At 69.9% G+C, this 23,639-nt stretch carries 23 protein-coding genes; 14 read left to right on the top strand and 9 right to left on the bottom strand.

The annotated features are described in order from the left end of the window. The first annotated feature begins 27 nt into the window (after positions 1–27). Genes ACIQHQ_RS05750 through ACIQHQ_RS05760 form a run of 3 tightly spaced genes read left to right on the top strand, consistent with a single transcriptional unit; the run spans position 28 to position 3,557 of the window. Complete coding sequence (locus ACIQHQ_RS05750; RefSeq protein ID WP_402610401.1) at positions 28–1,353, top strand: ABC transporter substrate-binding protein; 1,326 nt, start codon at positions 28–30, stop codon at positions 1,351–1,353. A gap of 6 nt (positions 1,354–1,359) precedes the next feature. Beyond that, positions 1,360–2,721: a carbohydrate ABC transporter permease gene (locus ACIQHQ_RS05755; protein WP_402610403.1), complete on the top strand. Its 1,362-nt coding sequence runs from the start codon at positions 1,360–1,362 to the stop codon at positions 2,719–2,721. Then, complete coding sequence (locus ACIQHQ_RS05760) at positions 2,718–3,557, top strand: ABC transporter permease subunit (protein WP_390989662.1); 840 nt, start codon at positions 2,718–2,720, stop codon at positions 3,555–3,557. Before ACIQHQ_RS05755 ends, ACIQHQ_RS05760 begins: the two co-directional genes overlap by 4 nt. Before the next feature lie 77 nt (positions 3,558–3,634). On the opposite strand, the gene pgl is transcribed toward ACIQHQ_RS05760, so the two are convergent. From pgl to tkt, 5 genes are read right to left on the bottom strand one after another with little or no spacing between them, the layout of a single operon-like run. Next, on the bottom strand, positions 3,635–4,420 hold the full coding sequence (gene pgl, locus ACIQHQ_RS05765; protein WP_402610405.1) for a 6-phosphogluconolactonase: 786 nt from the start codon (positions 4,418–4,420) through the stop codon (positions 3,635–3,637). Then, positions 4,417–5,499 carry a glucose-6-phosphate dehydrogenase assembly protein OpcA gene (gene opcA, locus ACIQHQ_RS05770; RefSeq protein ID WP_402610407.1) on the bottom strand — a complete coding sequence of 361 codons (1,083 nt, stop codon included), beginning with the start codon at positions 5,497–5,499 and terminating at the stop codon, positions 4,417–4,419. The genes pgl and opcA overlap by 4 nt, the downstream gene beginning before the upstream one ends. Then, a complete protein-coding gene (gene zwf, locus ACIQHQ_RS05775; protein ID WP_402610409.1) occupies positions 5,496–7,019 on the bottom strand; it encodes a glucose-6-phosphate dehydrogenase in 1,524 nt (507 codons plus the stop codon). The genes opcA and zwf overlap by 4 nt, the downstream gene beginning before the upstream one ends. Positions 7,020–7,023: 4 nt before the next feature. Further along, on the bottom strand, positions 7,024–8,142 hold the full coding sequence (gene tal / locus ACIQHQ_RS05780) for a transaldolase (RefSeq protein WP_402610411.1): 1,119 nt from the start codon (positions 8,140–8,142) through the stop codon (positions 7,024–7,026). A 34-nt stretch (positions 8,143–8,176) separates the two neighbouring features. Next, positions 8,177–10,264, bottom strand: a complete 2,088-nt coding sequence (gene tkt, locus ACIQHQ_RS05785) for a transketolase (RefSeq protein WP_402610413.1) — start codon at positions 10,262–10,264, stop codon at positions 8,177–8,179. Between the two features lie 347 nt (positions 10,265–10,611). On the opposite strand from tkt, the gene ACIQHQ_RS05790 reads away from it, so the two are divergent. The 3 genes from ACIQHQ_RS05790 to ACIQHQ_RS05800 all read left to right on the top strand — a co-directional run bounded on the left by ACIQHQ_RS05790 (position 10,612) and on the right by ACIQHQ_RS05800 (position 13,273). After that, positions 10,612–11,610, top strand: a complete 999-nt coding sequence (locus ACIQHQ_RS05790; RefSeq protein ID WP_402610415.1) for a heme o synthase — start codon at positions 10,612–10,614, stop codon at positions 11,608–11,610. Between the two features lie 58 nt (positions 11,611–11,668). After that, on the top strand, positions 11,669–12,001 hold the full coding sequence (locus ACIQHQ_RS05795; protein ID WP_402610416.1) for a hypothetical protein: 333 nt from the start codon (positions 11,669–11,671) through the stop codon (positions 11,999–12,001). A 150-nt stretch (positions 12,002–12,151) separates the two neighbouring features. Continuing rightward, positions 12,152–13,273, top strand: coding sequence for an amidohydrolase family protein (locus ACIQHQ_RS05800; RefSeq protein WP_402610418.1), 1,122 nt, complete (start codon positions 12,152–12,154; stop codon positions 13,271–13,273). On the opposite strand, the gene ACIQHQ_RS05805 is transcribed toward ACIQHQ_RS05800, so the two are convergent. Genes ACIQHQ_RS05805 through ACIQHQ_RS05820 form a run of 4 tightly spaced genes read right to left on the bottom strand, consistent with a single transcriptional unit; the run spans position 13,270 to position 16,872 of the window. Next, a complete protein-coding gene (locus tag ACIQHQ_RS05805) occupies positions 13,270–14,277 on the bottom strand; it encodes a heme A synthase (RefSeq protein ID WP_402610419.1) in 1,008 nt (335 codons plus the stop codon). The genes ACIQHQ_RS05800 and ACIQHQ_RS05805 overlap by 4 nt on opposite strands. 54 nt (positions 14,278–14,331) lie before the next feature. Continuing rightward, entirely contained in the window at positions 14,332–15,087 is a 756-nt protein-coding gene (locus ACIQHQ_RS05810) for an ABC transporter permease (RefSeq protein ID WP_402610630.1), read from the bottom strand. 17 nt (positions 15,088–15,104) lie between these two features. After that, complete coding sequence (locus tag ACIQHQ_RS05815) at positions 15,105–16,028, bottom strand: ABC transporter ATP-binding protein (RefSeq protein WP_402610420.1); 924 nt, start codon at positions 16,026–16,028, stop codon at positions 15,105–15,107. Positions 16,029–16,077: 49 nt separating this feature from the next. Continuing rightward, the gene (locus ACIQHQ_RS05820; protein WP_402610422.1) at positions 16,078–16,872 is read right to left on the bottom strand and encodes an aminoglycoside N(3)-acetyltransferase; all 795 of its coding nucleotides are present in this window, start codon (positions 16,870–16,872) and stop codon (positions 16,078–16,080) included. Positions 16,873–17,032: 160 nt separating this feature from the next. Between ACIQHQ_RS05820 and ACIQHQ_RS05825 the strand changes: the two genes are divergently transcribed. The 8 genes from ACIQHQ_RS05825 to ACIQHQ_RS05860 are packed head-to-tail and all read left to right on the top strand — an operon-like array spanning position 17,033 to position 23,591. Further along, the gene (locus ACIQHQ_RS05825; protein ID WP_402610424.1) at positions 17,033–17,755 is read left to right on the top strand and encodes a helix-turn-helix transcriptional regulator; all 723 of its coding nucleotides are present in this window, start codon (positions 17,033–17,035) and stop codon (positions 17,753–17,755) included. Then, positions 17,752–19,173 carry a Fe-S cluster assembly protein SufB gene (gene sufB / locus ACIQHQ_RS05830; protein ID WP_031143583.1) on the top strand — a complete coding sequence of 474 codons (1,422 nt, stop codon included), beginning with the start codon at positions 17,752–17,754 and terminating at the stop codon, positions 19,171–19,173. Before ACIQHQ_RS05825 ends, sufB begins: the two co-directional genes overlap by 4 nt. Before the next feature lie 54 nt (positions 19,174–19,227). Further along, on the top strand, positions 19,228–20,412 hold the full coding sequence (gene sufD, locus ACIQHQ_RS05835) for a Fe-S cluster assembly protein SufD (RefSeq protein ID WP_402610426.1): 1,185 nt from the start codon (positions 19,228–19,230) through the stop codon (positions 20,410–20,412). After that, complete coding sequence (locus ACIQHQ_RS05840) at positions 20,409–20,726, top strand: non-heme iron oxygenase ferredoxin subunit (protein ID WP_142164656.1); 318 nt, start codon at positions 20,409–20,411, stop codon at positions 20,724–20,726. Before sufD ends, ACIQHQ_RS05840 begins: the two co-directional genes overlap by 4 nt. Before the next feature lie 7 nt (positions 20,727–20,733). Beyond that, entirely contained in the window at positions 20,734–21,519 is a 786-nt protein-coding gene (sufC, locus tag ACIQHQ_RS05845) for a Fe-S cluster assembly ATPase SufC (protein ID WP_402610427.1), read from the top strand. Continuing rightward, a complete protein-coding gene (locus ACIQHQ_RS05850) occupies positions 21,516–22,772 on the top strand; it encodes a cysteine desulfurase (protein WP_402610429.1) in 1,257 nt (418 codons plus the stop codon). The genes sufC and ACIQHQ_RS05850 overlap by 4 nt, the downstream gene beginning before the upstream one ends. Before the next feature lie 19 nt (positions 22,773–22,791). Next, a complete protein-coding gene (gene sufU, locus ACIQHQ_RS05855) occupies positions 22,792–23,262 on the top strand; it encodes a Fe-S cluster assembly sulfur transfer protein SufU (RefSeq protein ID WP_033310795.1) in 471 nt (156 codons plus the stop codon). Further along, complete coding sequence (locus ACIQHQ_RS05860) at positions 23,259–23,591, top strand: metal-sulfur cluster assembly factor (RefSeq protein ID WP_028809645.1); 333 nt, start codon at positions 23,259–23,261, stop codon at positions 23,589–23,591. Before sufU ends, ACIQHQ_RS05860 begins: the two co-directional genes overlap by 4 nt. Positions 23,592–23,639: the final 48 nt, after the last annotated feature.

Consider the following 23,639-nt stretch of genomic DNA (forward strand, 5'->3'; position numbering starts at 1 on the left):
AAGTCAACCCCCGAAGGGACATCAACGATGATGCGACGACGTACCACCCTGCTCACCGCCTGCACCGCCCTCGTCCTGGCGCTCGGCGCGACCGCCTGCGGAGGCGGACCGGTCTCGGCCGGCGGCGGCGACAAGGCGCTCAGCGGCCAGTCGATCACCGTGGCCGGCGTCTGGTCCGGCACCGAGCAGAAGAACTTCCAGAAGGTGCTGGACGCCTTCACCGAGAAGACCGGCGCCAAGACGCAGTTCACGTCCACCGGTGACAACGTCTCCACCGTCGTCGGCAGCAAGATCGAGGGTGGCAACGCCCCCGACGTCGTGATGGTCCCGCAGGTCGGCGTGCTCAAGCAGTTCGCGCAGAAGGGCTGGCTCAAGCCGCTGTCGAAGAAGACCGAGCAGGCCGTCGACGCGGGGTACGCCCCCGTGTGGAAGAAGTACGGCAGCGTCGACGGCACCCTGTACGGCCTGTACTTCAAGGCCGCCCACAAGTCGACCGTCTGGTACAGCCCCGACGCCCTCGAGCAGGCCGGGGTGAAGCCCCCGAAGAGCTACGACGAGATGCTGAAGGCCGGGCGGACGGTGTCCGACTCCGGTCTCGCCGCGTTCTCCGTCGCCGGTCAGGACGGCTGGACCCTCACCGACTGGTTCGAGAACGTCTACCTCTCCCAGGCCGGGCCCGAGAAGTACGACGCCCTCGCCGCCCACGAGCTGAAGTGGACCGACGCGTCCGTCGTCGACGCCCTCACCACGCTCGGCAAGCTCTTCAAGGACAAGCAGCTCATCGCCGGCGGCCAGAAGGGCGCCCTGAACACCGACTTCCCCGGCTCGGTGGAGAAGGTGTTCGGCCCGGAGCCCGAGGCCGGCATGGTCTACGAGGGCGACTTCGTCGCGGGCGTCGCCAAGGACCAGTTCGGCAAGAAGGTCGGCGAGGACGCGAACTTCTTCCCGTTCCCGGCGGTCGGCGGCGGCGAGGCGCCGGTCGTCAGCGGCGGTGACGCCGCCGTCGTCCTCAAGGACGGCAAGAACCAGAAGGCCGCCCAGGCCCTCCTGGAGTACCTGGCGACCCCCGAGGCCTCGGCCGTCTGGGCCGAGGCGGGCGGTTTCCTCTCCCCGAACAAGAAGCTCGACCTCGCCTCCTACGGGGACGACGTCACCCGCGCCACCGCCAAGTCCCTCGTCGACGCCGGCAGTTCGGTCCGCTTCGACATGTCCGACCAGGCCCCGGCCGCCTTCGGCGGTACGAAGGGCACCGGCGAGTGGAAGCTGCTGCAGGACTTCCTGCGCGACCCGTCCGACCCGAAGGGCACCGCGGCGAAGCTGGAGGCCGCGGCGGCCAAGGCGTACCAGGACTGATACGCCGTGACAGCCACCCTCGTGAAAGAGACGAGCCCCCCACCGCCCGGGCCGGTCGCCGACCGCACCCGGCGGCTGCGCCGGCGGGGGAAACTCATCGCCCTGCTGTTCGTGCTGCCCGCGCTGCTGCTGCTCGGCGCGCTCGTCGTCTACCCCGTGCTGTTCAGCATCGGCCGCAGCTTCTTCGACGCCTCCGGGACGAGCTTCGTCGGCGGCGACAACTACGCCGAGATGTTCCGCGACCCGGCGACCCTCAAGGCCGTCCGCAACACGGCTGTCTGGGTCGTCATCGCCCCGGCCCTGCTCACCGGCCTCGGACTGATCCTCGCCGTGCTGGTGGAGAAGGTCCGCTGGGCCACGGCCTTCAAACTGCTCCTGTTCATGCCGATGGCGGTCTCCTTCCTCGCCGCCGGCATCATCTTCCGGCTCGCCTACGACGAGGACCCCGACAAGGGCGTGCTCAACGCCGCGGTGGTCTCCGTCCACGACGCCTTCCAGGGGGAGTCCTCGTACCCGGCCGCCCGGGCGCGTGACGGCCAGGGCCTGACCAAGGACAAGGACGGCTCGTACCGCACGAGTGCGAGCGCCTCCCCCGGGGACGCGGTGACGCTGGGCCTGGTCGGCGTACAGCCCGCCGACCTGCCCGGCGGCGCCCGGCCCGCCTCCGCTGCGGCGGAGCGGAAGGCCGGCCCCGACGAACTGCGCGGGGTCGTCTACCTGGACTTCGTGCCCGGCGGGGGAGGCAAGCAGGGCAAGGTCGACCGGGGGGAGAAGGGACTGCCGGAGATGAAGGTCGAGGCGGCCCGCGACGGCGAGACGATCGCCACGACCACCACGGCCGCCGACGGTTCCTTCCGCTTCGAGGGCCTCGCGTCGGGTTCCTACCAGGTGAAACTGCCGTCGTCGAACTTCGCCCAGCCCTACCAGGGCGTCTCCTGGCTCGGACCGGCGCTGGTCACCCCGGCGATCATCGGCGCCTACCTGTGGATCTGGACCGGCTTCGCCATGGTGCTGATCGGCGCGGGACTGTCGACGCTGCCGCGGGACGCCCTGGAGGCGGCGCGGATGGACGGCGCGAACGAGTGGCAGATCTTCCGGCGGATCACGGTGCCGCTGCTCGCCCCCGTCCTGTCGGTCGTTTTCATCACCCTCGTCATCAACGTGATGAAGGTCTTCGACCTCGTCTACATCATCGCCCCCGGGCCCGTGCAGGAGGACGCGACCGTGCTCGCGACGCAGATGTGGCTGGTGTCGTTCGGCGGCGGCAACAACCAGGGACTCGGCAGCGCCCTCGGCGTGCTGCTCCTGCTGCTGGTCGTCCCGGCCATGGTGTTCAACGTCCGCCGTTTCCGAAGGGGGCAGCGATGAACGCGGTTCGGCGCGGGCTGGGCAGCGGGGTCGTCCAGGCCTTCCTCGTCCTGGTGGGCCTCGTGTGGATGACGCCGCTGGCCGGGCTGTTCCTGTCCTCGCTGCGGTCCTCCGAGGACACGGCGAAGGGCGGCTGGTGGACGGTGTTCTCCAGCCCCGGGCAGCTGTCCCTCGACAACTACTCGTCGCTGCTGGGGAACGCCGGGATCACCCAGGCGTTCTGGAACACGGTGCTGATATCGGTGCCGACGACGGTGCTGGTCGTGGTGGTCGCGGCCCTCGCGGGGTACGCCTTCGCGTGGCTGGACTTCCCCGGGCGGGAGGCGATCTTCCTGGTGGTGGTCGCGCTGCTGGTGGTGCCGGTGCAGATCGGTCTGCTGCCGGTCGCCAAACTCTTCGGACAGCTGGGCCTGTTCGGCACGATCCCCGGCGTCGTGCTCTTCCACGTGGCCTACGGTCTTCCCTTCGCGGTGTTCCTGCTGCGGAACTACTTCGCCGAGATGCCGAAGGAGATGCTGGAGGCGGCGCGCATGGACGGCGGCACCGAGTGGCGCATCTTCACACGGCTCGTCCTTCCCGTGGGACGGCCCGCGATCGCCTCCCTGGCCATCTTCCAGTTCCTGTGGGTGTGGAACGACATGCTGGTGGCACTGCTGTTCGCGGACAGCGCGTCACAGCCGCTGACCGTGGAACTCCAGTCGCAGATCCGCCAGTTCGGCAGCAACATCGATGTCCTGGCACCCGGGGCGTTCGTGTCCCTGGTCGTCCCCGTCGTCGTGTTCTTCGCTTTCCAGAGGCACTTCGTACAGGGCGTGATGGCGGGGTCGGTCAAGTAGCCGCCGCCCGTACCCGACGAGAGGGCCCCGCTCTGAACCCCACCTGACGGGGTTCGGAGCGGGGCCCTCTGTCCTGCCTAGGCCGAAGCCGGCGGGTACAGGGAACGCGGCAGCCGGGAAGCCGCGGCGGCGTCCAGCAGCCACAGTGTTCGGCTCCGGCCGTACGCGCCCGCCGCCGGCGCCTGGATCTCGCCCGCGCCCGAGAGGGCGATCGCCGCCGCCCCGGCCTTGTCCTCGCCCGCGGCCAGCAGCCACACCTCACGAGCCGCACGGATCGCCGGCAGGGTCAGCGTCACCCGGGTCGGCGGCGGCTTGGGCGCGCAGTGGACGCCGACCACCGTGCGGCCGGTCTCCCTGACCGCAGGCAGCTCCGGGAACAGCGACGCGACGTGCGTGTCCGGGCCCACGCCCAGCATCAGCACGTCGAAGGTGGGCACGGGCCCGTGGTTCTCCGGGCCGGCCGCCTGTGCCAGTTCCTCCGCGTACGCGGCCGCCGCCGCGTCCACGTCGGTGCCGTGAGGGCCGTCCGACGCCGGCATGGCGTGCACCCGCTTCGGATCGAGCGGCACCGAGTCGAGCAGAGCCTGATTCGCCTGGGTGACGTTGCGGTCCGGGTCCCCCTCGGGCAGGAACCGCTCGTCACCCCACCAGAGGTCGAGCCGGCTCCAGTCGATCGCGTCCCGGGCCGGCGCCGCGGCCAGGGCGGCCAGCAGGCCGTTGCCGTTGCGGCCGCCCGTCAGGACCACGGACGCCGAGCCCCGGGAGGCCTGCGCGTCCACGATCCTGGTGATCAGCCGGGCCGCCGCGGCCTGCGCCATCAGCTCCTTGTCGCGGTGCACGACGAGCTGCGGTGCCGTACTCACTGCGCCTCCGCCTTCCGGACCGGCTCCAGCGCGGGCGGTTCCCGCTTCACCGGTGCCTGCGCCGTCGCTTGCGCAGCGGGTGCTTTCGCAGCCGTTTCGACGGGAGCGGGGAGGGCGAGTCCTGCTCGCCCCTCACTTTTGGGCACCGAGCCCGAGGACTTCAGCCGGTCCACCCCGTAGCGCAGGGCGGACGCGTACGTGTCGTCCGGGTCCAGCCGCCGCAGCTCCTCCGCCATCAGTTCGGCGGTCTCCCGGCGCTTGAGCGCCACCGCCCGGTCCGGCTGGCCCTCGATGGAGAGCGTCGCCAGGGAGCCGTCGGCACGGTCCAGCTTGATGGGGCCGCAGTTGGTGTCCATCCGGACCGCCGTCAGACCGGGGCCACCGGACAGCGAGCGCTTCACGGGGACGTCCAGCCGGTCCGCGAGCCACATCGCCAGCAGCTCACAGCTCGGGTTGAACTCCTCGCCCTCCACCTCGACGGCCCGGACCTCGCAGGCCACCTGGTCCAGGGCCGCCGCCAGCATGGAGCGCCAGGGCGTGATGCGGGTCCAGGACAGGTCCGTGTCGCCGGGGGTGTAGGTCCCGGACCGGGTGGCCAGGTCCCGTACGGGCTGCTCGGAGGCGTACGTGTCGGTGACGCGGCGCTGGGCGAGGGCGCCCAGGGGGTCCTTCGCCGGGTCGAGCGGCGCGTTCACCGGCCACCACACCACCACCGGGGCGTCCGGCAGCAGCAGCGGCAGCACCACCGACTGGGCGTGGTCGACGACCTCGCCGTACAGCCGGAGCACCACCGTCTCGCCGGAACCCGCGTCCGCGCCGACCCGGACCTCCGCGTCGAGACGGGACTGCGTGCGGTCGCGGGGCGAACGGGAGACGCGCTTGATGACCACGAGCGTGCGGGCGGGATGCTCGTGCGAGGCGTCGTTCGCCGCCTTCAGCGCGTCGTAGGCGTTCTCCTCGTCCGTCACGATGACCAGCGTGAGCACCATGCCGACCGCCGGGGTGCCGATCGCCCGGCGGCCCTGTACCAGCGCCTTGTTGACCTTGCTGGCCGTGGTGTCCGTGAGGTCTATCTTCATGGCCGGCGCCAGCTCCGTCCGTGTCGCTCGAGCATTTCGTCCGCCTCGACGGGTCCCCAGGTACCGGCCTGGTACTGGGCGGGCTTGCCGTTCTTGTCCCAGTACTCCTCGATCGGGTCGAGGATCTTCCAGGACAGCTCGACCTCCTCGGTGCGCGGGAAGAGGTTCGAGTCACCGAGCAGAACGTCCAGGATGAGACGCTCGTACGCCTCAGGGCTGGACTCCGTGAAGGACTCGCCGTAGGCGAAGTCCATCGACACGTCCCGGATCTCCATCGACGTGCCCGGCACCTTCGAGCCGAAGCGGACCGTCACGCCCTCGTCCGGCTGGACGCGGATGACGATCGCGTTGGAACCCAGCTCCTCGGTGGCCGTGGAGTCGAAGGGGGAGTGCGGGGCCCGCTGGAAGACGACCGCGATCTCCGTCACCCGGCGGCCGAGCCGCTTGCCGGTGCGCAGGTAGAACGGGACGCCCGCCCAGCGGCGGTTGTCGATCTCCAGCTTGATCGCGGCGTACGTGTCGGTCTTGGACGAGGCATTGATGCCGTCCTCGTCGAGATAGCCGATCACCTTCGCGCCGCCCTGCCAGCCGGCCGAGTACTGGCCGCGCACGGTGTCCCGGCCCATGTCCTTCGGCAGCTTCACGGCGCCGAGGACCTTGGTCTTCTCGGCGGCCAGCGCGTCCGCGTCGAAGGAGGCCGGCTCCTCCATGGCCGTCAGGGCCATCAGCTGGAGCAGGTGGTTCTGGATGACGTCACGGGCGGCGCCGATGCCGTCGTAGTAGCCGGCCCGGCCGCCGATGCCGATGTCCTCGGCCATGGTGATCTGCACATGGTCCACGAAGGACCGGTTCCAGATCGGCTCGAACATCGTGTTGGCGAAGCGCAGCGCCAGGATGTTCTGAACGGTCTCCTTGCCCAGGTAGTGGTCGATGCGGAAGACCTGGTCCGGGGCGAAGACCTCGTGGACGACCTTGTTGAGCTCCTCGGCCGAGGCGAGGTTGTGGCCGAACGGCTTTTCAATGACCGCGCGGCGCCAGGATCCGCCCGTCTGGTCGGCCAGCTGGTGCTTCTTCAACTGCTGGATGACCACCGGGAAGGCCGACGGCGGAACCGACAGATAGAAGGCGAAGTTGCCGCCGGTGCCCTGTGCCTTGTCCAGCTCGTCGATCGTGGAGCGCAGCCGCTCGAACGCCTCGTCGTCGTCGAAGGTGCCCTGCACGAAGCGCATGCCCTGGATGAGCTGCTGCCAGACCTCCTCGCGGAAGGGCGTGCGGGCGTGCTCCTTGACCGCGTCGTGGACCTCCTGCGCGAAGTCCTCGTGCGCCCACTCGCGGCGGGCGAAGCCCACCAGCGAGAAGCCCGGCGGCAGCAGACCCCGATTGGCGAGGTCGTACACGGCCGGCATGAGCTTCTTGCGGGACAGGTCGCCCGTGACGCCGAAGATGACCAGGCCCGACGGCCCCGCGATACGCGGGAGCCGTCGGTCCGCGGGGTCACGCAGCGGGTTGCTGCTCGACACCTGTTCAGCCCTCCGAGGGGGCGAGGCGCTTCAGCTCGGCCTCGGTCGACTTCAGCAGGTCGTTCCAGGACGCCTCGAACTTCTCGACGCCCTCCTCCTCCAGCAGCCGGACCACGTCGTCGTACTTGATCCCGAGCCTCTCGACCGCGTCTAGGTCGGCACGGGCCTGCTCGTAGGTCCCGGCGACGGTGTCGCCGGTGATCTCGCCGTGGTCCTCCGTGGCGAACAGGGTCGCCTCCGGCATGGTGTTCACCGTGTTCGGAGCGACCAGGTCGGTGACGTACATGGTGTCGCTGTACGCCTTGTCCTTCACGCCGGTCGACGCCCACAGCGGACGCTGCTTGTTGGCGCCGGCCTTCTCCAGGGCGTTCCAGCGGTCCGAGGAGAAGACCTCCTCGTACGCCTGGTAGGCGAGGCGGGCGTTGGCGACGGCGGCCTTGCCGCGCAGCGCCTTGGCCTCGTCGGTGCCCAGGGCGTCGATCCGCTTGTCGATCTCGGTGTCCACGCGGGACACGAAGAACGACGCCACGGAGTGGATCTGCGACAAATCCAGGCCGCGCTCCTTGGCCTTCTCCAGGCCCTCCAGGAACGCGTCCATGACCAGGCGGTAGCGCTCCAGCGAGAAGATCAGCGTGACGTTGACGCTGATGCCAAGGCCGATGGTCTCGGCGATGGCCGGGATGCCCGCCTCGGTCGCCGGGATCTTGATGAGCGTGTTGGGCCGGTCCACCAGCCAGGCGAGCTGCTTGGCCTCGGCGACCGTCGCCCGCGTGTTGTGCGCCAGGCGGGGGTCGACCTCGATCGAGACCCGGCCGTCCTTGCCGCCGGTGGCGTCGAAGACCGGACGCAGGACGTCGGCGGCGTCACGGACGTCCGCCGTCGTGATCATGCGGATGGCCTCTTCGACCGTGACCTCGCGGGCGGCGAGGTCGGTCAGCTGCGTGTCGTAGCCGTCACCTTGCGAGATCGCCTTCTGGAAGATCGACGGGTTGGTGGTGACGCCCACGACGTGCTGCTGGTCGATCAGCTCGGCGAGGTTGCCGGACGTGATCCGCTTGCGCGACAGGTCGTCCAGCCAGATCGCCACGCCTTCCTCGGAGAGGCGCTTGAGTGCGTCTGTCATGGAAATTCCATCTCCTACGTGTCGTATATGAGCGTCAGCGCTGGGCTGCGGCGATCGATTCCCGGGCGGCGGCGGCCACGTTCTCGGCGGTGAAGTCGAACTCGCGGAAGAGCACCTTGCCGTCGGCCGAAGCACCGAAGTGCTCCAGGGAAACGATGCGGCCGGCGTCCCCCACGTACTTGTGCCAGGTGAGGCCGATTCCGGCCTCCACCGCGACACGGGCCCGGACGGACGGCGGCAGGACGCTGTCCCGGTACCCCTGGTCCTGCTGCTCGAACCACTCCACGGACGGCATGGACACCACGCGCGTGGGCACGCCGGCGCCCTGGAGCTGCTCGCGCGCCTCGACGGCGACGTGCACCTCCGAGCCGGTGGCGATCAGGATGACCTCGGGCTCGCCGCCTTCGGCCTCGAACAGGACGTAACCGCCCTTCGCCGCGTCCTCGTTGGGCTCGTAGGTCGGCACGCCCTGCCGGGTCAGCGCCAGGCCGTGCGGCTGGCCCTTGCCGAACTCCTTCGTCCAGCGCTTGAGGATCTCGCGCCAGGCGATCGCGGTCTCGTTGGCGTCCGCCGGGCGCACGACGTTCAGGCCCGGGATCGCGCGCAGCGACGCCAGGTGCTCGACCGGCTGGTGCGTCGGGCCGTCCTCGCCCAGGCCGATGGAGTCGTGCGTCCACACGTACGTCACCGGCAGGTGCATCAGCGCCGACAGCCGCACCGCGTTGCGCATGTAGTCGGAGAACACCAGGAAGGTGCCGCCGTAGATCCGGGTGTTGCCGTGCAGCGCGATGCCGTTCATCTCGGCGGCCATCGCGTGCTCGCGGATACCGAAGTGGATCGTGCGGCCGTACGGGTCCGCCTCCGGCAGCGGGTTGTCCGCCGGGAGGAAGGAGCTCGTCTTGTCGATCGTGGTGTTGTTGGAGCCGGCCAGGTCGGCCGAGCCGCCCCACAGCTCGGGGATGACCCCGCCGAGGGCCTGGAGCACCTTGCCGGAGGCGGCACGCGTGGCCACGCCCTTGCCGGTCTCGAAGACCGGGATCTTCTCCTCCCAGCCCTTGGGCAGCTCACCCCCCGCGACGCGGTCGTACTCCGCGGCGCGCTCGGGGTTGTTGTCCCGCCACTGCTGGTACGCCTTGTCCCACACCGCGCGGGCCGCCTGGCCCCGCTCCAGCGCCTTGCGGGTGTGCGTGATGACCTCGTCGGAGACCTCGAAGGTCTGCTCCGGGTCGAAGCCCAGGACCCGCTTGGTCGCCGCGACCTCGTCCTCGCCGAGCGCCGAGCCGTGCGCGGCTTCGGTGTTCTGCGCGTTCGGGGCGGGCCAGGCGATGATCGAGCGCATCGCGATGAACGACGGCCGGTCGGTGACGGCCTTGGCCTTCTGGATCGCCTCGTAGATCGCGGCCGGGTCCAGGTCGCCGTTGTCCTGCGGCTCCACACGCTGCACGTGCCAGCCGTAGGCCTCGTACCGCGCAGCGGTGTCCTCCGAGACGGCCGTCTCGGTGTCGCCCTCGATCGAGATGTGGTTGTCGTCCCACAGCAGGATCAGGTTGCCGAGCTTCTGGTGACCCGCCAGGGACGAGGCCTCGGCGGAGATGCCCTCCTGGAGGCAGCCGTCACCGGCGATGCAGTAGATGAAGTGGTCGAACGGGGACTCGCCCTCGGCGGCCTCCGGGTCGAACAGGCCGCGCTCGTAGCGGGCGGCCATCGCCATGCCCACCGCGTTGGCGACGCCCTGGCCGAGCGGGCCGGTCGTGGTCTCCACACCGGTCGTGTGCCCGTACTCCGGGTGGCCGGGGGTCTTCGAGCCCCAGGTGCGGAATGACTTCAGATCGTCCAGCTCCAGGCCGAAGCCGGCCAGGTACAGCTGGGTGTAGAGGGTCAGGGACGAGTGGCCGGCGGACAGCACGAAGCGGTCCCGCCCGACCCAGTCGGCGTCCGCCGGGTCGTGCCGCATCACCTTCTGGAAGAGGGTGTAGGCGGCAGGCGCCAGGCTCATCGCCGTACCCGGATGGCCGTTACCGACCTTCTGTACGGCATCGGCGGCCAGGACACGCGCGGTGTCGACGGCCCGCTGGTCCAACTCGGTCCACTCGAGGTCTGTGGTGGTCGGCTTGGTGCTCACCCTGGGTCAGGGCTCCTCTCCACATGTCGGATGCCGGTGTATCGGGGCGCCCACCGGCCGCAGCCGAGCCTACCCCCGTGGGACGTGCGTTTTTCCGAGTCACTCCAGAGTGCCGGGACTGATCACGGTCCGCCTCCTGACCGGGCCGTACCGCATTCGACAGGTGAATACGGAGCCGCTCATCCGGGTGCTCAATCGAGCTTCGGCGCGCCCTTCGGAAGGTGCCCGCCAACACGAGCGGACCCCCGCGAATGTCCGAGTCTGGGCAACGTCTAAAGTGGCGTGGTACGCGCGAGCCTTTACCGGGACTTCACAGGGGTGGGGCTTGCTGGGATGTCTCTGTAGGGGTGTGCGTGACGGCCGTTGAATCCCGTCCAGCGGGTGGGGGCACCACCCATGCCCTTAAGGCTATGGGGGAGCTAGGGGCGGACCAGAGCCCGGCCCACCGGCCGTTCGGGGCCCGTGTCAAGGCGTTCGTGGCTCTCACCAAGCCGCGGATCATCGAGCTGCTGCTGATCACCACGGTGCCGGTGATGTTCCTGGCGCAGCAGGGCGTGCCCGACCTGACGCTGGTGCTGCTGACGTGCCTCGGCGGTTACATGTCCGCGGGCGGTGCCAACGCCCTCAACATGTACATCGACCGCGACATCGACGCGCTCATGGACCGCACATCGCAGCGACCGCTGGTCACCGGCATGGTCAGCCCGCGCGAGTGCCTGGTCTTCGGCATCACGCTGGCGATCACCTCGACGCTGCTGTTCGGTCTCACCGTGAACTGGCTGAGCGCCTGGCTCGCCCTCGGCGCGCTCCTCTTCTACGTCGTCGTCTACACGATGATCCTCAAGCGCCGGACCTCGCAGAACATCGTGTGGGGCGGCATCGCCGGCTGCCTGCCCGTGCTGATCGGCTGGTCCTCCGTCACGAACTCCATGTCGTGGGCGCCGGTCATCCTCTTCCTCGTCATGTTCTTCTGGACGCCGCCGCACTACTGGCCGCTGTCCATGAAGGTGAAGGAGGACTACGCGCGCGTGGGTGTGCCGATGCTGCCGGTGGTCGCCTCCAACAAGGTCGTCGCCAAGCAGATCGTGCTCTACAGCTGGGTCATGGTCGCCGTCTCGCTGCTGCTGACCCCGCTCGGCTACACCGGCTGGTTCTACACGTCGGTGGCGCTGCTGGCGGGCGGCTTCTGGCTCTGGGAGGCGCACGGCCTGCAGAACCGCGCGAAGGCGGAGGTGACGGGCGCGAAGCTCAAGGAGATGCGCCTGTTCCACTGGTCGATCACGTACGTGTCGCTGCTGTTCGTGGCCGTCGCCGTCGACCCGTTCATCCCTGCGCTGGCGCACTGACGTACGTCACAGGGCCCTGCCCTCGCCAGTCGATCTACTCGTGAGTAGCATCCTGGCCATGGCAGACACGCAAGCGGTAGACCCGAAGGCCGAGCGCAAGGTGGCCCGGCTGGCCAAGCAGATCTCCTCCTTCTCCAAGGCCCACGGCGGCGCCGAGGGTCAGGTCGCCTACCTCGGCGAGCGCGGCGCCCGCATCGTCCTGGTCGGCGAGGACGGCAACTGGGGCGACCTGGTCGCCCCCTCGTACGAGATCGCCGAGAAGGCCGTGGAGAAGTCGGGCATCACGGCCCACGAGACCTTCGACGGCGAATTCGCGGCCAAGGTCAAGACGGGCCGCTACGAGTGGTCGCGGATGGCGGGGATCCAGGTGGGCGGACCCAAGAACGGCTGACCCCCCCGAGGGGCGCGGGGAACCGCGCGACCAGCCACATCCGGTCCGCAGCCGCCCTGCGACCCGCATCCCCGCCCCGGGACCGCGACCTGAACCCGGTTCACCCGTTAGGACCCGTAGGAACATGAGGGTCCACCCCGGGGAGCCCGGATGATCGAAACGCCGTCCCTAGTGGACCAGTACTGCCACGGAGTGCTGCGCACAGAGCTGGGCCTCGGCACCTTCGAGGCCCACCTCGGCCGCAGCCAGGGCCCACCCGCTCCCGGCACCACCCTCTTCGACACCCAGACCGGCTTCGCCGTCAGGCGCTGGTGCCCGCCCCTGCTCGGCCTGGAACCGCACTGCACGCCCGCCCGCTATCTGGCCCGACGCCGGGAACTGGGCGTACTGGAGTCCGGCCGCCGGCTCCTGCGCGGCAGCGGCATCACCACGTACCTGGTCGACACGGGGCTTCCCGGCGACCTGACGCGACCGGGCGAGCTGGCCTCCGCGGGAGCCGCCGAGGCCCGCGAGATCGTGCGCCTGGAACTCCTCGCCGAGCAGGTCGCAGACACCTCCGGAACCGTCGAGTCCTTCCTCGCCAACCTCGCCGAGTCGGTGCACGCGGCCGCCGCCGACGCCGTCGCCTTCACCTCGGTCGCGGGCGTACGGCACGGCCTCGCGCTCGCACCGCAGCCGCCCGGCCCGGGGGAGGTGCGCGGGGCGGCCGGGCGCTGGCTCGCCGGGCGCGGCGTGGGCGGGGAGCTGAGCGACCCGGTACTGCTACGGCATCTGCTGTGGAGCGCGGTCGCCTCGGGGCTGCCGCTCCAGCTGCACGCGGGGCTGGGCGCCCCCGGTCTGCGGATCGACCGTACGGACCCGGTGCTGCTGACGGACTTCGTGCGGGCCACGGCCGGCCTGGGCACGGACCTCGTCCTGCTGCACGGCGACCCGTATCACCGCCACGCCGCCCATCTCGCCGCTGTCTTCCCCCACGTCCACGTCGACTGCGGCGCCGCCCTGGTCCGCACGGGCGCCCGGGCCGCGACCGTGCTCGCGGAGACCATGGAGCTGGCTCCCTTCGGCAAGATCCTGTTCTCCACCGGCGCGCAGGCGCTGCCCGAACTCCACGTGGTGGGCGCCCGTCTGTTCCGCGAGTCCCTGGGGCGGGTGCTCGGTACCTGGGTCGCCGAGGGGGCGTGGTCCCTGGCCGACGCCCAGCGGGTCGCGGGCCTGCTGGCGTCGGGCAACGCGCGGCGCGTCTACGGGCTCGACCAGGGCTTCCCGGACTAGGCCTTCGTCAGGCCGGCCTCGACGGCCTGGCCGGGCACGCCGGCCGTCGGCTCCGACCGTTCGCGCAGCGACAGCACCACCCGCAGCACCCAGATCCACATCACGGCCGAGCCGAGCATGTGCAGGCCGACCAGGACCTCGGGCAGGTCCGTGAAGTACTGGACGTAGCCGATGACACCCTGCGCGAGCAGGATCAGGAACAGCTCACGGGTGCGGCTCAGCGGATCCTTGGGCGCGTCGACCGCCTTGAGGACGAACCACAGGGCGAACGTCAGTGTCACCACGATCCACGCCAGCACGGCGTGCAGCTTGCTCACCGTCTCCCAGTCGACGGGCATCCGCTCGACCTCACTGGAGTCGCCCGCGTGCGGGCCGGCGCCGGTGACGACCGTGCCGACCAGGATGAGCAGGACGGCCGCCGCGACCAGGAACCACACCAGCTGCCGCACGGCGCTGCCGACCAGCGGGCGCGGTGCCCCGTCGCCCTCACGGGTGCGCTGCCACATCACCGTGGCCACCGCGATGAGCGCCGACGTCGCCACGAAGTGTGCCGCCACCGTGTACGGGTTGAGACCGACCAGCACCACGATGCCGCCGAGCACCGCGTTGCTCATCACGATCCAGAACTGCGCCCAGCCCAGCCGGGTCAGGCCACGCCGGTACGGCTTCCGCGAACGCGCGGCGATGATCGCCCAGCCGACGGCGGCGCACAGCACGTACGTGAGCATGCGGTTGCCGAACTCGATGGCGCCGTGCATGCCCATCGCGCTGGTGGCGGTGAGCGAGTCGTCGGTGCACTTGGGCCAGGTCGGGCAGCCCAGGCCCGAGCCCGTCAGCCGTACGGCGCCACCGGTGACGACGATGATCACCGACATCAGGAGCGCGGAGAGCGCCGCGCGCCGGACCGTCCGGGGTTCCGGGGTCCAGCGCTCGGCGATGAAGGCGAGCGGATTGCGCAGGGCGGCCAGGGCGTCGGCGCGGGTCACGTTTGGCACGCGAACCATCGTAAGCCGCCGCTTGTGCACGCTTTCACGAGGGCCCCTCACGGGGCGCCCCCCCTACTCCCAGCGGAAGAACTTCCCGGCCGCCGCGAGTCCCACGACCGCCCAGACGGCCAGGATCCCCAGGTCGCCCCAGGGCATCCCGGCACCGTGCTGGAGCACGTCCCGCAGCCCGTCCGACAGGGCCGAGACGGGCAGCAGGCCGAGCACGTCCTGCGCGGCGGCGGGGAACTTGTCGAGCGGCACGATGATCCCGCCGCCGACGAGCAGCAGCAGGAACACCAGGTTGGCGGCGGCCAGCGTCGCCTCGGCCTTCAGCGTCCCGGCCATCAGCAGGCCCAGGCCCGAGAAGGCCGCCGTGCCGAGGACCAGGAGCAGCAGCACGGCGAACGGGTTGCCCTGCGGCGACCAGCCGAGCGCGAAGGCGATCGCCGTCAGCAGGATCACCTGGAGCACCTCGGTGACCAGGACGGACAGGGTCTTCGCCGTCATCAGGCCCCAGCGGGGCAGGGGCGAGGAGGCCAGCCGCTTCAGCACGCCGTAGCGGCGCTCGAAGCCGGTCGCGATGGCCTGGCCGGTGAACGCCGTCGACATCACGGCGAGCGCGAGGATGCCCGGTGCGAGGAAGTCGACCGCCTCGCCGGCGCCGGTGTCGACGATGTCCACGGTGCTGAACAGCGTCAGCAGCAGGGTCGGGATCACCACCGTCAGCAGCAGCTGCTCGCCGTTGCGCAGCAGCATCTTCGTCTCGAGCGCGGCCTGGGCCGCGATCATGCGGTGGAGGGGCGCCGCGCCGGGCTTCGGCGTGTACATCCCCGTGCCGGTGGCGGTCACGAGCGCAACTCCTTGCCGGTGAGCTCCAAGAAGACGTCCTCCAGGGTGTGCCGCTCGACCGAGATCTTCTCCGGCATCACGCCGTGCTGGGCGCACCAGGAGGTGACCGTCGCGAGCAACTGGGGGTCGACCTTGCCGGTGACCCGGTAGGAACCCGGTGTCAGCTCGGCGGCCGAGCAGTCGGCGGGCAGGGCCTTCAGCAGCGAGCCCACGTCCAGGCCGGGCCGGCCCGAGAAGCGCAGCGTGTTCTCCGCGCCGCCCCGGCACAGCTCCTCCGGGGAGCCCTGGGCGATGACCCGCCCCGCGTCGATGATCGCGACATCGTCGGCGAGCTGCTCGGCCTCGTCCATGTAGTGGGTGGTGAGGATCACCGAGACGCCGTCGGCGCGCAGATCACGGACCAGGTCCCAGGTGGCGCGGCGGGCCTGCGGATCGAGCCCGGCGGTCGGCTCGTCGAGGAAGACCAGTTCGGGGCGCCCGACCACGGCCATGGCCAGCGCGAGCCGCTGCTGCTGACCGCCCGACAGCCGCCGGTAGGTGGTACGGCCGCAGGAGCCGAGCCCCAGCCGCTCGATCAGCGCGTCCACGTCGAGGGGGTGCGCGTGCAGCTTCGCCACGTGCCGGAGCATCTCGTCGGCACGGGAACCCGAGTAGACGCCGCCGGACTGGAGCATCACGCCGATGCGGGGCCGCAGGCCGGCGGAGTCCGCGACCGGGTCGAGGCCCAGGACGCGCACCGTGCCGGAGTCCGGCTTCCGGTACCCCTCGCAGGTCTCGACCGTGGTCGTCTTGCCCGCCCCGTTGGGGCCGAGCACGGCGGTCACACCCGCCCGGGCCACCAGGTCGAGCCCGTCCACCGCGGTCTTCGGGCCGTACCGCTTCACCAGGGCCTGGACCTGGACCACGGGCTCACTTCGCATGGGTCCAGAGTCTAGGTACGCGCGCGGTGGCCCGGACCGCGGGGTGCGGCTACTCCTCCTCACGCGGTCGGTGGACCGCCAGCCACCGCTCGGCGAAGGCGACCGCGTCCGCCACCGGGAACAGCCGCGCCTCGGCCGCGCCCACCTTGCCGCGGACGACGGGACGGTCCCGTTCGAAGTCGTAGCCCAGCTCGTCGAAACGGTCCGAGCTGATCGACACCTCGGTCACGGTCTCCCAGCCGTCCGGACCCGGCCGGCCCACCGCGACGCGCGGGGAGGGTATCCGGTACTCGGCCAGGTGGAAGCTCGTGCAGGAGGCGTAGCCGGCGCCGAGCAGCAGCACGCGGGCGCCCATCGCCTCCAGCTTCGCCAGCGGGCTGCGCTCGCCGAGACGGCAGTCGGGCGCGTGCCCGTCGAGGATGTCCGCCGCGCGCGGGCCGAGTGCCGCGAACGAGGTCTGCGGATGCGCGCTGCGCTGCGCGCCGGGCCAGGTGCGCACGGTTTCCGGGACGACGCCGACCCCGCGGGCGGGCGTGATCCGCGGGTCGTAGGCGGGCATGGTGGCGCGGATGGCCGTCCACCACTGCGGGGGCACGGGCGGGTCGCTCCACAGGGCCGGGTCGGAGAGGTCACCGGTCTGGGTGGGGACCACGAGGGTGCCCTCCGGGCCGAGGGCGTCGAGCAGTCCTTGCACCACCGCCACGGGGCCGCCGTTGACCCAGCCGAGGGCGCTGAGCGAGGAGTGCACGAGGAGGGTCTCGCCGGTGCGTACGCCGAGGTCGCCGAGCTGCGTCCGGAGCGTCTCGCGGGTGACAAGAGGGCCGGTCGGAGGGGGTGTGGGCATGGTTTCGGAGTGTCCCCGAAGCAGCTGCCCCATGCCACCGGTTTGATCGATCAGAGATCGTTTCCGCAGGTCAGATTAGGTATGCCTAAGTGACGTAGGGCACCGTCGGATGGGCATGGGCGGCTTGCCGGGTCCGGAGGAATTACGCAACAATGGCGTTGTGAAAAACGTCGGCGAGGCACCTCACGAGGAGCTGGCGACCGGGGAGCGGTCCACCCGCAACCGCGTCGCGCGGTCCATCCTGGACCACGGCCCCTCGACCGTCGCCGAGCTCGCCGAGCGGCTGGGCCTCACCCAGGCGGCCGTGCGCCGGCACCTCGACGCCCTCACGGGTGACGGTGTCGTGGAGGCGCGCGAGCAGCGGGTGTACGGCGCGCGCACCCGAGGCCGGCCGGCCAAGGTGTTCGCCCTGACGGACTGCGGCCGGGACGCCTTCGACCAGTCGTACGACAAGCTCGCGGCGGACGCCCTGCGCTGGATCGCCGACCGCGAGGGCGGCAACGAGGCGATCGCGGCCTTCGCCCGCGCCCGGATCGCCGCACAGGCGGGCGCCTACCGCCGCGCGGTCGAGACCGCCTCGCCCGAGAAGCGGACCGAAGCGCTGGCCAAGGCCCTGAGTGCCGACGGGTACGCTGCTACGGCGCGCAGCGCGCCCCACCCCCAGCTGGGTGAACAGCTCTGCCAGCACCACTGCCCGGTCGCCCACGTCGCCGAGCAGTTCCCGCAGCTGTGCGAGGCGGAGACGGAATTTTTCGCGGAGCTGCTCGGTACGCACGTACAGCGGCTCGCCACCATCGCGCACGGCGACGGCGTCTGCACGACGTTCATCCCCAAGATTTCCCACAACGCATCTGCAAGCACGGCCGGGAGGAACCCCGCATGACTCTCCCCACGGAGACTGCCCACCCCGAGCTCGAGGGCCTGGGCAAGTACGAGTACGGCTGGGCCGACTCCGACACGGCCGGCGCCTCTGCCAAGCGCGGCATCAACGAGGACGTCGTCCGGGACATCTCCTCCAAGAAGAGCGAGCCGGAGTGGATGACCAAGCTCCGTCTCAAGGGCCTGCGCCTGTTCGAGAAGAAGCCCATGCCGAACTGGGGCTCGGACCTCTCCGGCATCGACTTCGACAACATCAAGTACTTCGTGCGCTCCACGGAGAAGCAGGCGGAGTCCTGGGAGGACCTGCCCGAGGACATCAAGAACACGTACGACAAGCTCGGCATCCCCGAGGCGGAGAAGCAGCGCCTCGTCGCCGGTGTCGCCGCGCAGTACGAGTCGGAGGTCGTCTACCACCAGATCCGCGAGGACCTGGAGGAGCAGGGCGTCATCTTCCTCGACACCGACACCGCGCTGAAGGAGCACCCGGAGCTCTTCAAGGAGTACTTCGGGACCGTCATCCCCGTCGGCGACAACAAGTTCGCGTCGCTGAACTCCGCCGTGTGGTCGGGCGGCTCCTTCATCTACGTGCCGCCGGGCGTGCACGTGGAGATCCCGCTCCAGGCCTACTTCCGCATCAACACGGAGAACATGGGCCAGTTCGAGCGGACCCTGATCATCGTCGACGAAGGTGCCTACGTGCACTACGTCGAGGGCTGCACCGCCCCGATCTACAAGTCGGACTCGCTGCACTCCGCGGTCGTCGAGATCATCGTCAAGAAGAACGCCCGCTGCCGCTACACGACCATCCAGAACTGGTCGAACAACGTCTACAACCTGGTCACCAAGCGCGCCGTCGCCTACGAGGGCGCGACCATGGAGTGGATCGACGGCAACATCGGCTCCAAGGTGACGATGAAGTACCCGGCCGTGTACCTCATGGGCGAGCACGCCAAGGGCGAGACGCTGTCCATCGCCTTCGCGGGCGAGGGCCAGCACCAGGACGCGGGTTCCAAGATGGTCCACATGGCGCCGAACACCTCGTCGAACATCGTGTCGAAGTCCGTGGCCCGCGGCGGCGGCCGCACCTCCTACCGCGGTCTCGTCGAGATCGGCGAGGGTGCCCACGGCTCGAAGTCCAACGTGCTGTGCGACGCGCTGCTCGTCGACACCATCTCCCGCTCCGACACCTACCCCTACGTGGACGTCCGCGAGGACGACGTGTCCATGGGGCACGAGGCGACTGTCTCCAAGGTCTCCGAGGACCAGCTCTTCTACCTGATGAGCCGAGGTCTGAGCGAGTTCGAGGCGATGGCGATGATCGTGCGCGGCTTCGTCGAGCCCATCGCCAAGGAGCTCCCCATGGAGTACGCGCTGGAGCTCAACCGGCTGATCGAGCTGCAGATGGAGGGCGCGGTCGGCTGACCCGCCCCCTCGACAGCAGACGTCCCACTCCCGAAAGAGAGCATTACGACAGCCATGGCTGAGGCCCAGAACATCCCGGTGGGCTCCACCACCGCCGGCTCGATCGCCGTCGCGGCCGAGTCGACCGTCGCCACGCGCATGAGCGCGCCCCCCTCCTTCGACGTGGCGGACTTCCCCGTCCCGCACGGCCGTGAGGAGGAATGGCGGTTCACCCCGCTGGAGCGCCTGCGCGGCCTGCACGACGGCACCGCCGTCGCCACCGGCAATGGCGTGAAGGTCGACATCCAGGCCCCCGAGGGCGTCACCGTCGAGGCCGTCGGCCGCGACGACGCGCGGCTCGGCAAGGCGGGCGTCCCGGTGGACCGCGTCGCCGCCCAGGCCTACTCGGCGTTCGAGAAGGCCGGGGTCGTGACCGTGCCCAAGGAGACCGTGCTCACCGAGCCCATCCGCATCGCGGTGCACGGCGAGGGCGGCACCGCCTTCGGCCACCAGGTGATCGAGCTGGGCGCCTTCGCCGAGGCCGTCGTGGTCATCGACCACACCGGTGACGCGGTGCTCGCCGCCAACGTCGACTACCTCCTGGGCGACGGCGCCAAGCTCACCGTCGTCTCCGTCCAGGACTGGGACGACAAGGCCGTCCACGTCGCCCAGCACAACGCGCTCGTCGGCCGTGACGCCTCCTTCAAATCCATCGTCGTCACCTTCGGCGGCGACCTCGTCCGACTGCACCCGCGCGTGCGGTACGCCGGCCCCGGCGGCGAGGCCGAGCTGTTCGGCCTGTACTTGACCGACGCGGGCCAGCACCAGGAACACCGCCTCCTGGTCGACCACAACCTCCCGCACTGCAAGTCCAACGTCGTCTACAAAGGCGCCCTCCAGGGCGACGACGCGCACGCGGTGTGGATCGGCGACGTCCTCATCGAGGCCAAGGCCGAGGGCACGGACACGTACGAGATGAACCGCAACCTGGTCCTCACGGACGGGGCGCGCGTGGACTCCGTCCCGAACCTCGAGATCGAGACCGGCGAGATCGTCGGCGCCGGCCACGCCTCGGCGACCGGCCGCTTCGACGACGAGCAGCTCTTCTACCTCATGGCGCGCGGCATCCCGGAGCAGGAGGCCCGCCGACTGGTGGTCCGCGGCTTCTTCGCCGAGCTCGTCCAGCAGATCGGCCTCCCCGACATCGAGGAGCGCCTGATCGCCAAGATCGAGGAGGAGCTGGAGGCGGCGGTCGCATGACCTTCGTACGCGCCTGTGGGCTCGGTGAGCTGGAGGAGGACACCCCGAAGCGGGTGGAACTCGACGGCACGCCCGTGTCCATCGTGCAGACCGAGGGCGAGGTGTTCGCGATCCACGACATCTGCTCGCACGCGAACGTCTCCCTGGCGGAGGGCGAGGTCGACGACTGCCACATCGAGTGCTGGCTGCACGGCTCGCGTTTCGACCTCCGTTCCGGCAAGCCCGACGCCCTCCCGGCGACGCGCCCCGTCCCCGTATACCCCGTAAAGATCGATGGGGACGACGTACTCGTCTCCCTCACCCAGGAGTCCTGAGGCATCCATGGCAACGCTTGAAATCCGAGACCTGCACGTCACCGTCGAGGCCGACAACGCCACGAAGGAGATCCTCAAGGGCGTCGACCTCACCGTGAAGCAGGGCGAGACGCACGCCATCATGGGCCCCAACGGCTCCGGCAAGTCGACCCTCGCCTACTCCCTCGCGGGTCACCCGAAGTACACGATCACCGGCGGCACCGTCACCCTCGACGGCGAGGACGTCCTGGAGATGTCCGTCGACGAGCGCGCCCGCGCCGGCCTGTTCCTCGCGATGCAGTACCCGGTCGAGGTCCCGGGTGTCTCCGTGTCGAACTTCCTGCGCACCTCCGCCACCGCCGTCCGCGGCGAGGCCCCCAAGCTGCGCACCTGGGTGAAGGAGGTCAAGGAGGCCATGGAGCGCCTCAACATGGACCCCTCCTTCGCCGAGCGCAACGTCAACGAGGGCTTCTCCGGCGGTGAGAAGAAGCGCCACGAGATCCTCCAGCTGGAGCTCCTCAAGCCGAAGATGGCGATCCTCGACGAGACCGACTCCGGCCTCGACGTCGACGCCCTGCGCGTCGTGTCGGAGGGCGTGAACCGCGTCCGCGAGACGGGCGAGGTCGGCACCCTGCTGATCACGCACTACACGCGCATCCTCCGCTACATCAAGCCCGACCACGTGCACGTCTTCTCCGGCGGCCGGATCGTCGAGTCCGGCGGCGCCGAACTCGCCGACAAGCTGGAGAACGAGGGCTACGAGGTTTACACGAAGCTCGACGGAGTCGACACGAAGGGTGGCGCATCCGCGTGACATCGCTGCCGGGCCTCCTCGACACCGAGGCGCTCCGCAAGGACTTCCCCATCCTGGACCGCCAGGTCCACGACGGCCGGAAGCTCGTGTACCTGGACAACGCGGCGACCAGCCAGAAGCCGCGCCAGGTACTGGACGCCCTGAGCGAGTACTACGAGCGCTACAACGCCAACGTCCACCGCGGTGTGCATGTGCTCGCCGAGGAGGCCACGGCGCTGTACGAGGGCGCGCGCGACAAGGTCGCGGAGTTCATCAACGCGCCCTCGCGTGACGAGGTGATCTTCACCAAGAACGCCTCCGAGTCGCTCAACCTCGTGGCGAACATGCTGGGCTGGGCCGACGAGCCCTACCGCGTGGACTCCGAGACCGAGATCGTCATCACGGAGATGGAGCACCACTCCAACATCGTGCCGTGGCAGCTGCTCGCGCAGCGCACCGGCGCGAAGCTGAAGTGGTTCGGCCTGACCGACGACGGCCGCCTCGACCTGTCGAACATCGACGAGGTCATCACGGAGAAGACGAAGATCGTCTCCTTCGTGCTGGTCTCCAACATCCTCGGCACCCAGAACCCGGTCGAGGCGATCGTGCGCCGCGCCCAGGAAGTCGGTGCGCTGGTGTGCATCGACGCCTCCCAGGCCGCGCCGCACATGCCGCTGGACGTCCAGGCGCTCCAGGCCGACTTCGTGGCCTTCACCGGACACAAGATGTGCGGTCCGACCGGCATCGGCGTCCTGTGGGGCCGCCAGGAGCTGCTGGAGGACCTGCCCCCGTTCCTCGGCGGCGGCGAGATGATCGAGACGGTGTCGATGCACTCCTCGACCTACGCCCCGGCGCCCCACAAGTTCGAGGCGGGTACGCCGCCGATCGCCCAGGCGGTCGGCCTCGGCGCGGCGATCGACTATCTCAACTCGATCGGCATGGACAAGATCCTCGCCCACGAGCACGTGCTCACCGAGTACGCGGTCAAGCGGCTGCTGGAGGTCCCCGACCTGCGCATCATCGGCCCCACCACGGCCGAGGAGCGCGGCGCGGCGATCTCCTTCACGCTCGGCGACATCCACCCGCACGACGTGGGCCAGGTCCTCGACGAGCAGGGCATCGCGGTCCGGGTCGGACACCACTGCGCCCGGCCGGTCTGCCTGCGGTACGGAATTCCTGCGACCACGCGAGCGTCGTTCTATCTGTACTCCACGCCGGCCGAGATCGACGCGCTGGTCGACGGCCTGGAGCACGTACGGAACTTCTTCGGCTGAGGGGTTGGCGAGCGATCGCATGAAACTGGACTCCATGTACCAGGAAGTCATCCTGGACCACTACAAGAACCCGCACGGGCGGGGCTTGCGGGATGGCGACGCCGAGGTGCACCACGTCAACCCGACGTGCGGTGACGAGATCACACTGCGCGTGAAGTACGACGGCACCACGATCGAGGACGTCTCGTACGAGGGCCAGGGTTGTTCGATCAGCCAGGCGAGCGCGTCCGTACTGAACGACCTCCTCGTCGGCAAGGACCTCTCCGACGCGCGGAAGATCCAGGAGACTTTCCTGGAGCTGATGCAGTCCAAGGGGAAGCTCGAACCCGACGACGCGATGGAGGACATCCTGGAGGACGCGGTCGCGTTCGCCGGGGTGTCCAAGTACCCGGCCCGGGTGAAGTGCGCCCTGCTGAGCTGGATGGCCTGGAAGGACGCTACGGCCCAGGTACTGGGCGGAGCCGACGCCGAGAAGGAGACGACGGCATGAGCGAGACCGTTGAGATGAAGCCGGCCTCGGAGGAAGAGGTCCGCGAGGCGCTGTACGACGTCGTCGACCCCGAGCTGGGCATCGACGTGGTCAACCTGGGCCTGATCTACGGCATCCACATCGACGACGCGAACATCGCGACGCTCGACATGACACTGACCTCGGCGGCCTGCCCGTTGACGGACGTCATCGAGGACCAGGCGAAGTCCGCCACGGACGGCCTCGTGAGCGAGCTGCGCATCAACTGGGTCTGGATGCCGCCGTGGGGCCCCGACAAGATCACGGACGACGGACGCGAGCAGCTGCGGGCTCTCGGGTTCAACGTCTGAGAGCGACGGACACACAGGAGGGCGGCACCCTTTCCGGGGTGCCGCCCT

This window comes from Streptomyces sp. NPDC092370, assembly GCF_044755265.1.
In the GTDB taxonomy this organism is placed as follows: Bacteria; Actinomycetota; Actinomycetes; order Streptomycetales; family Streptomycetaceae; genus Streptomyces.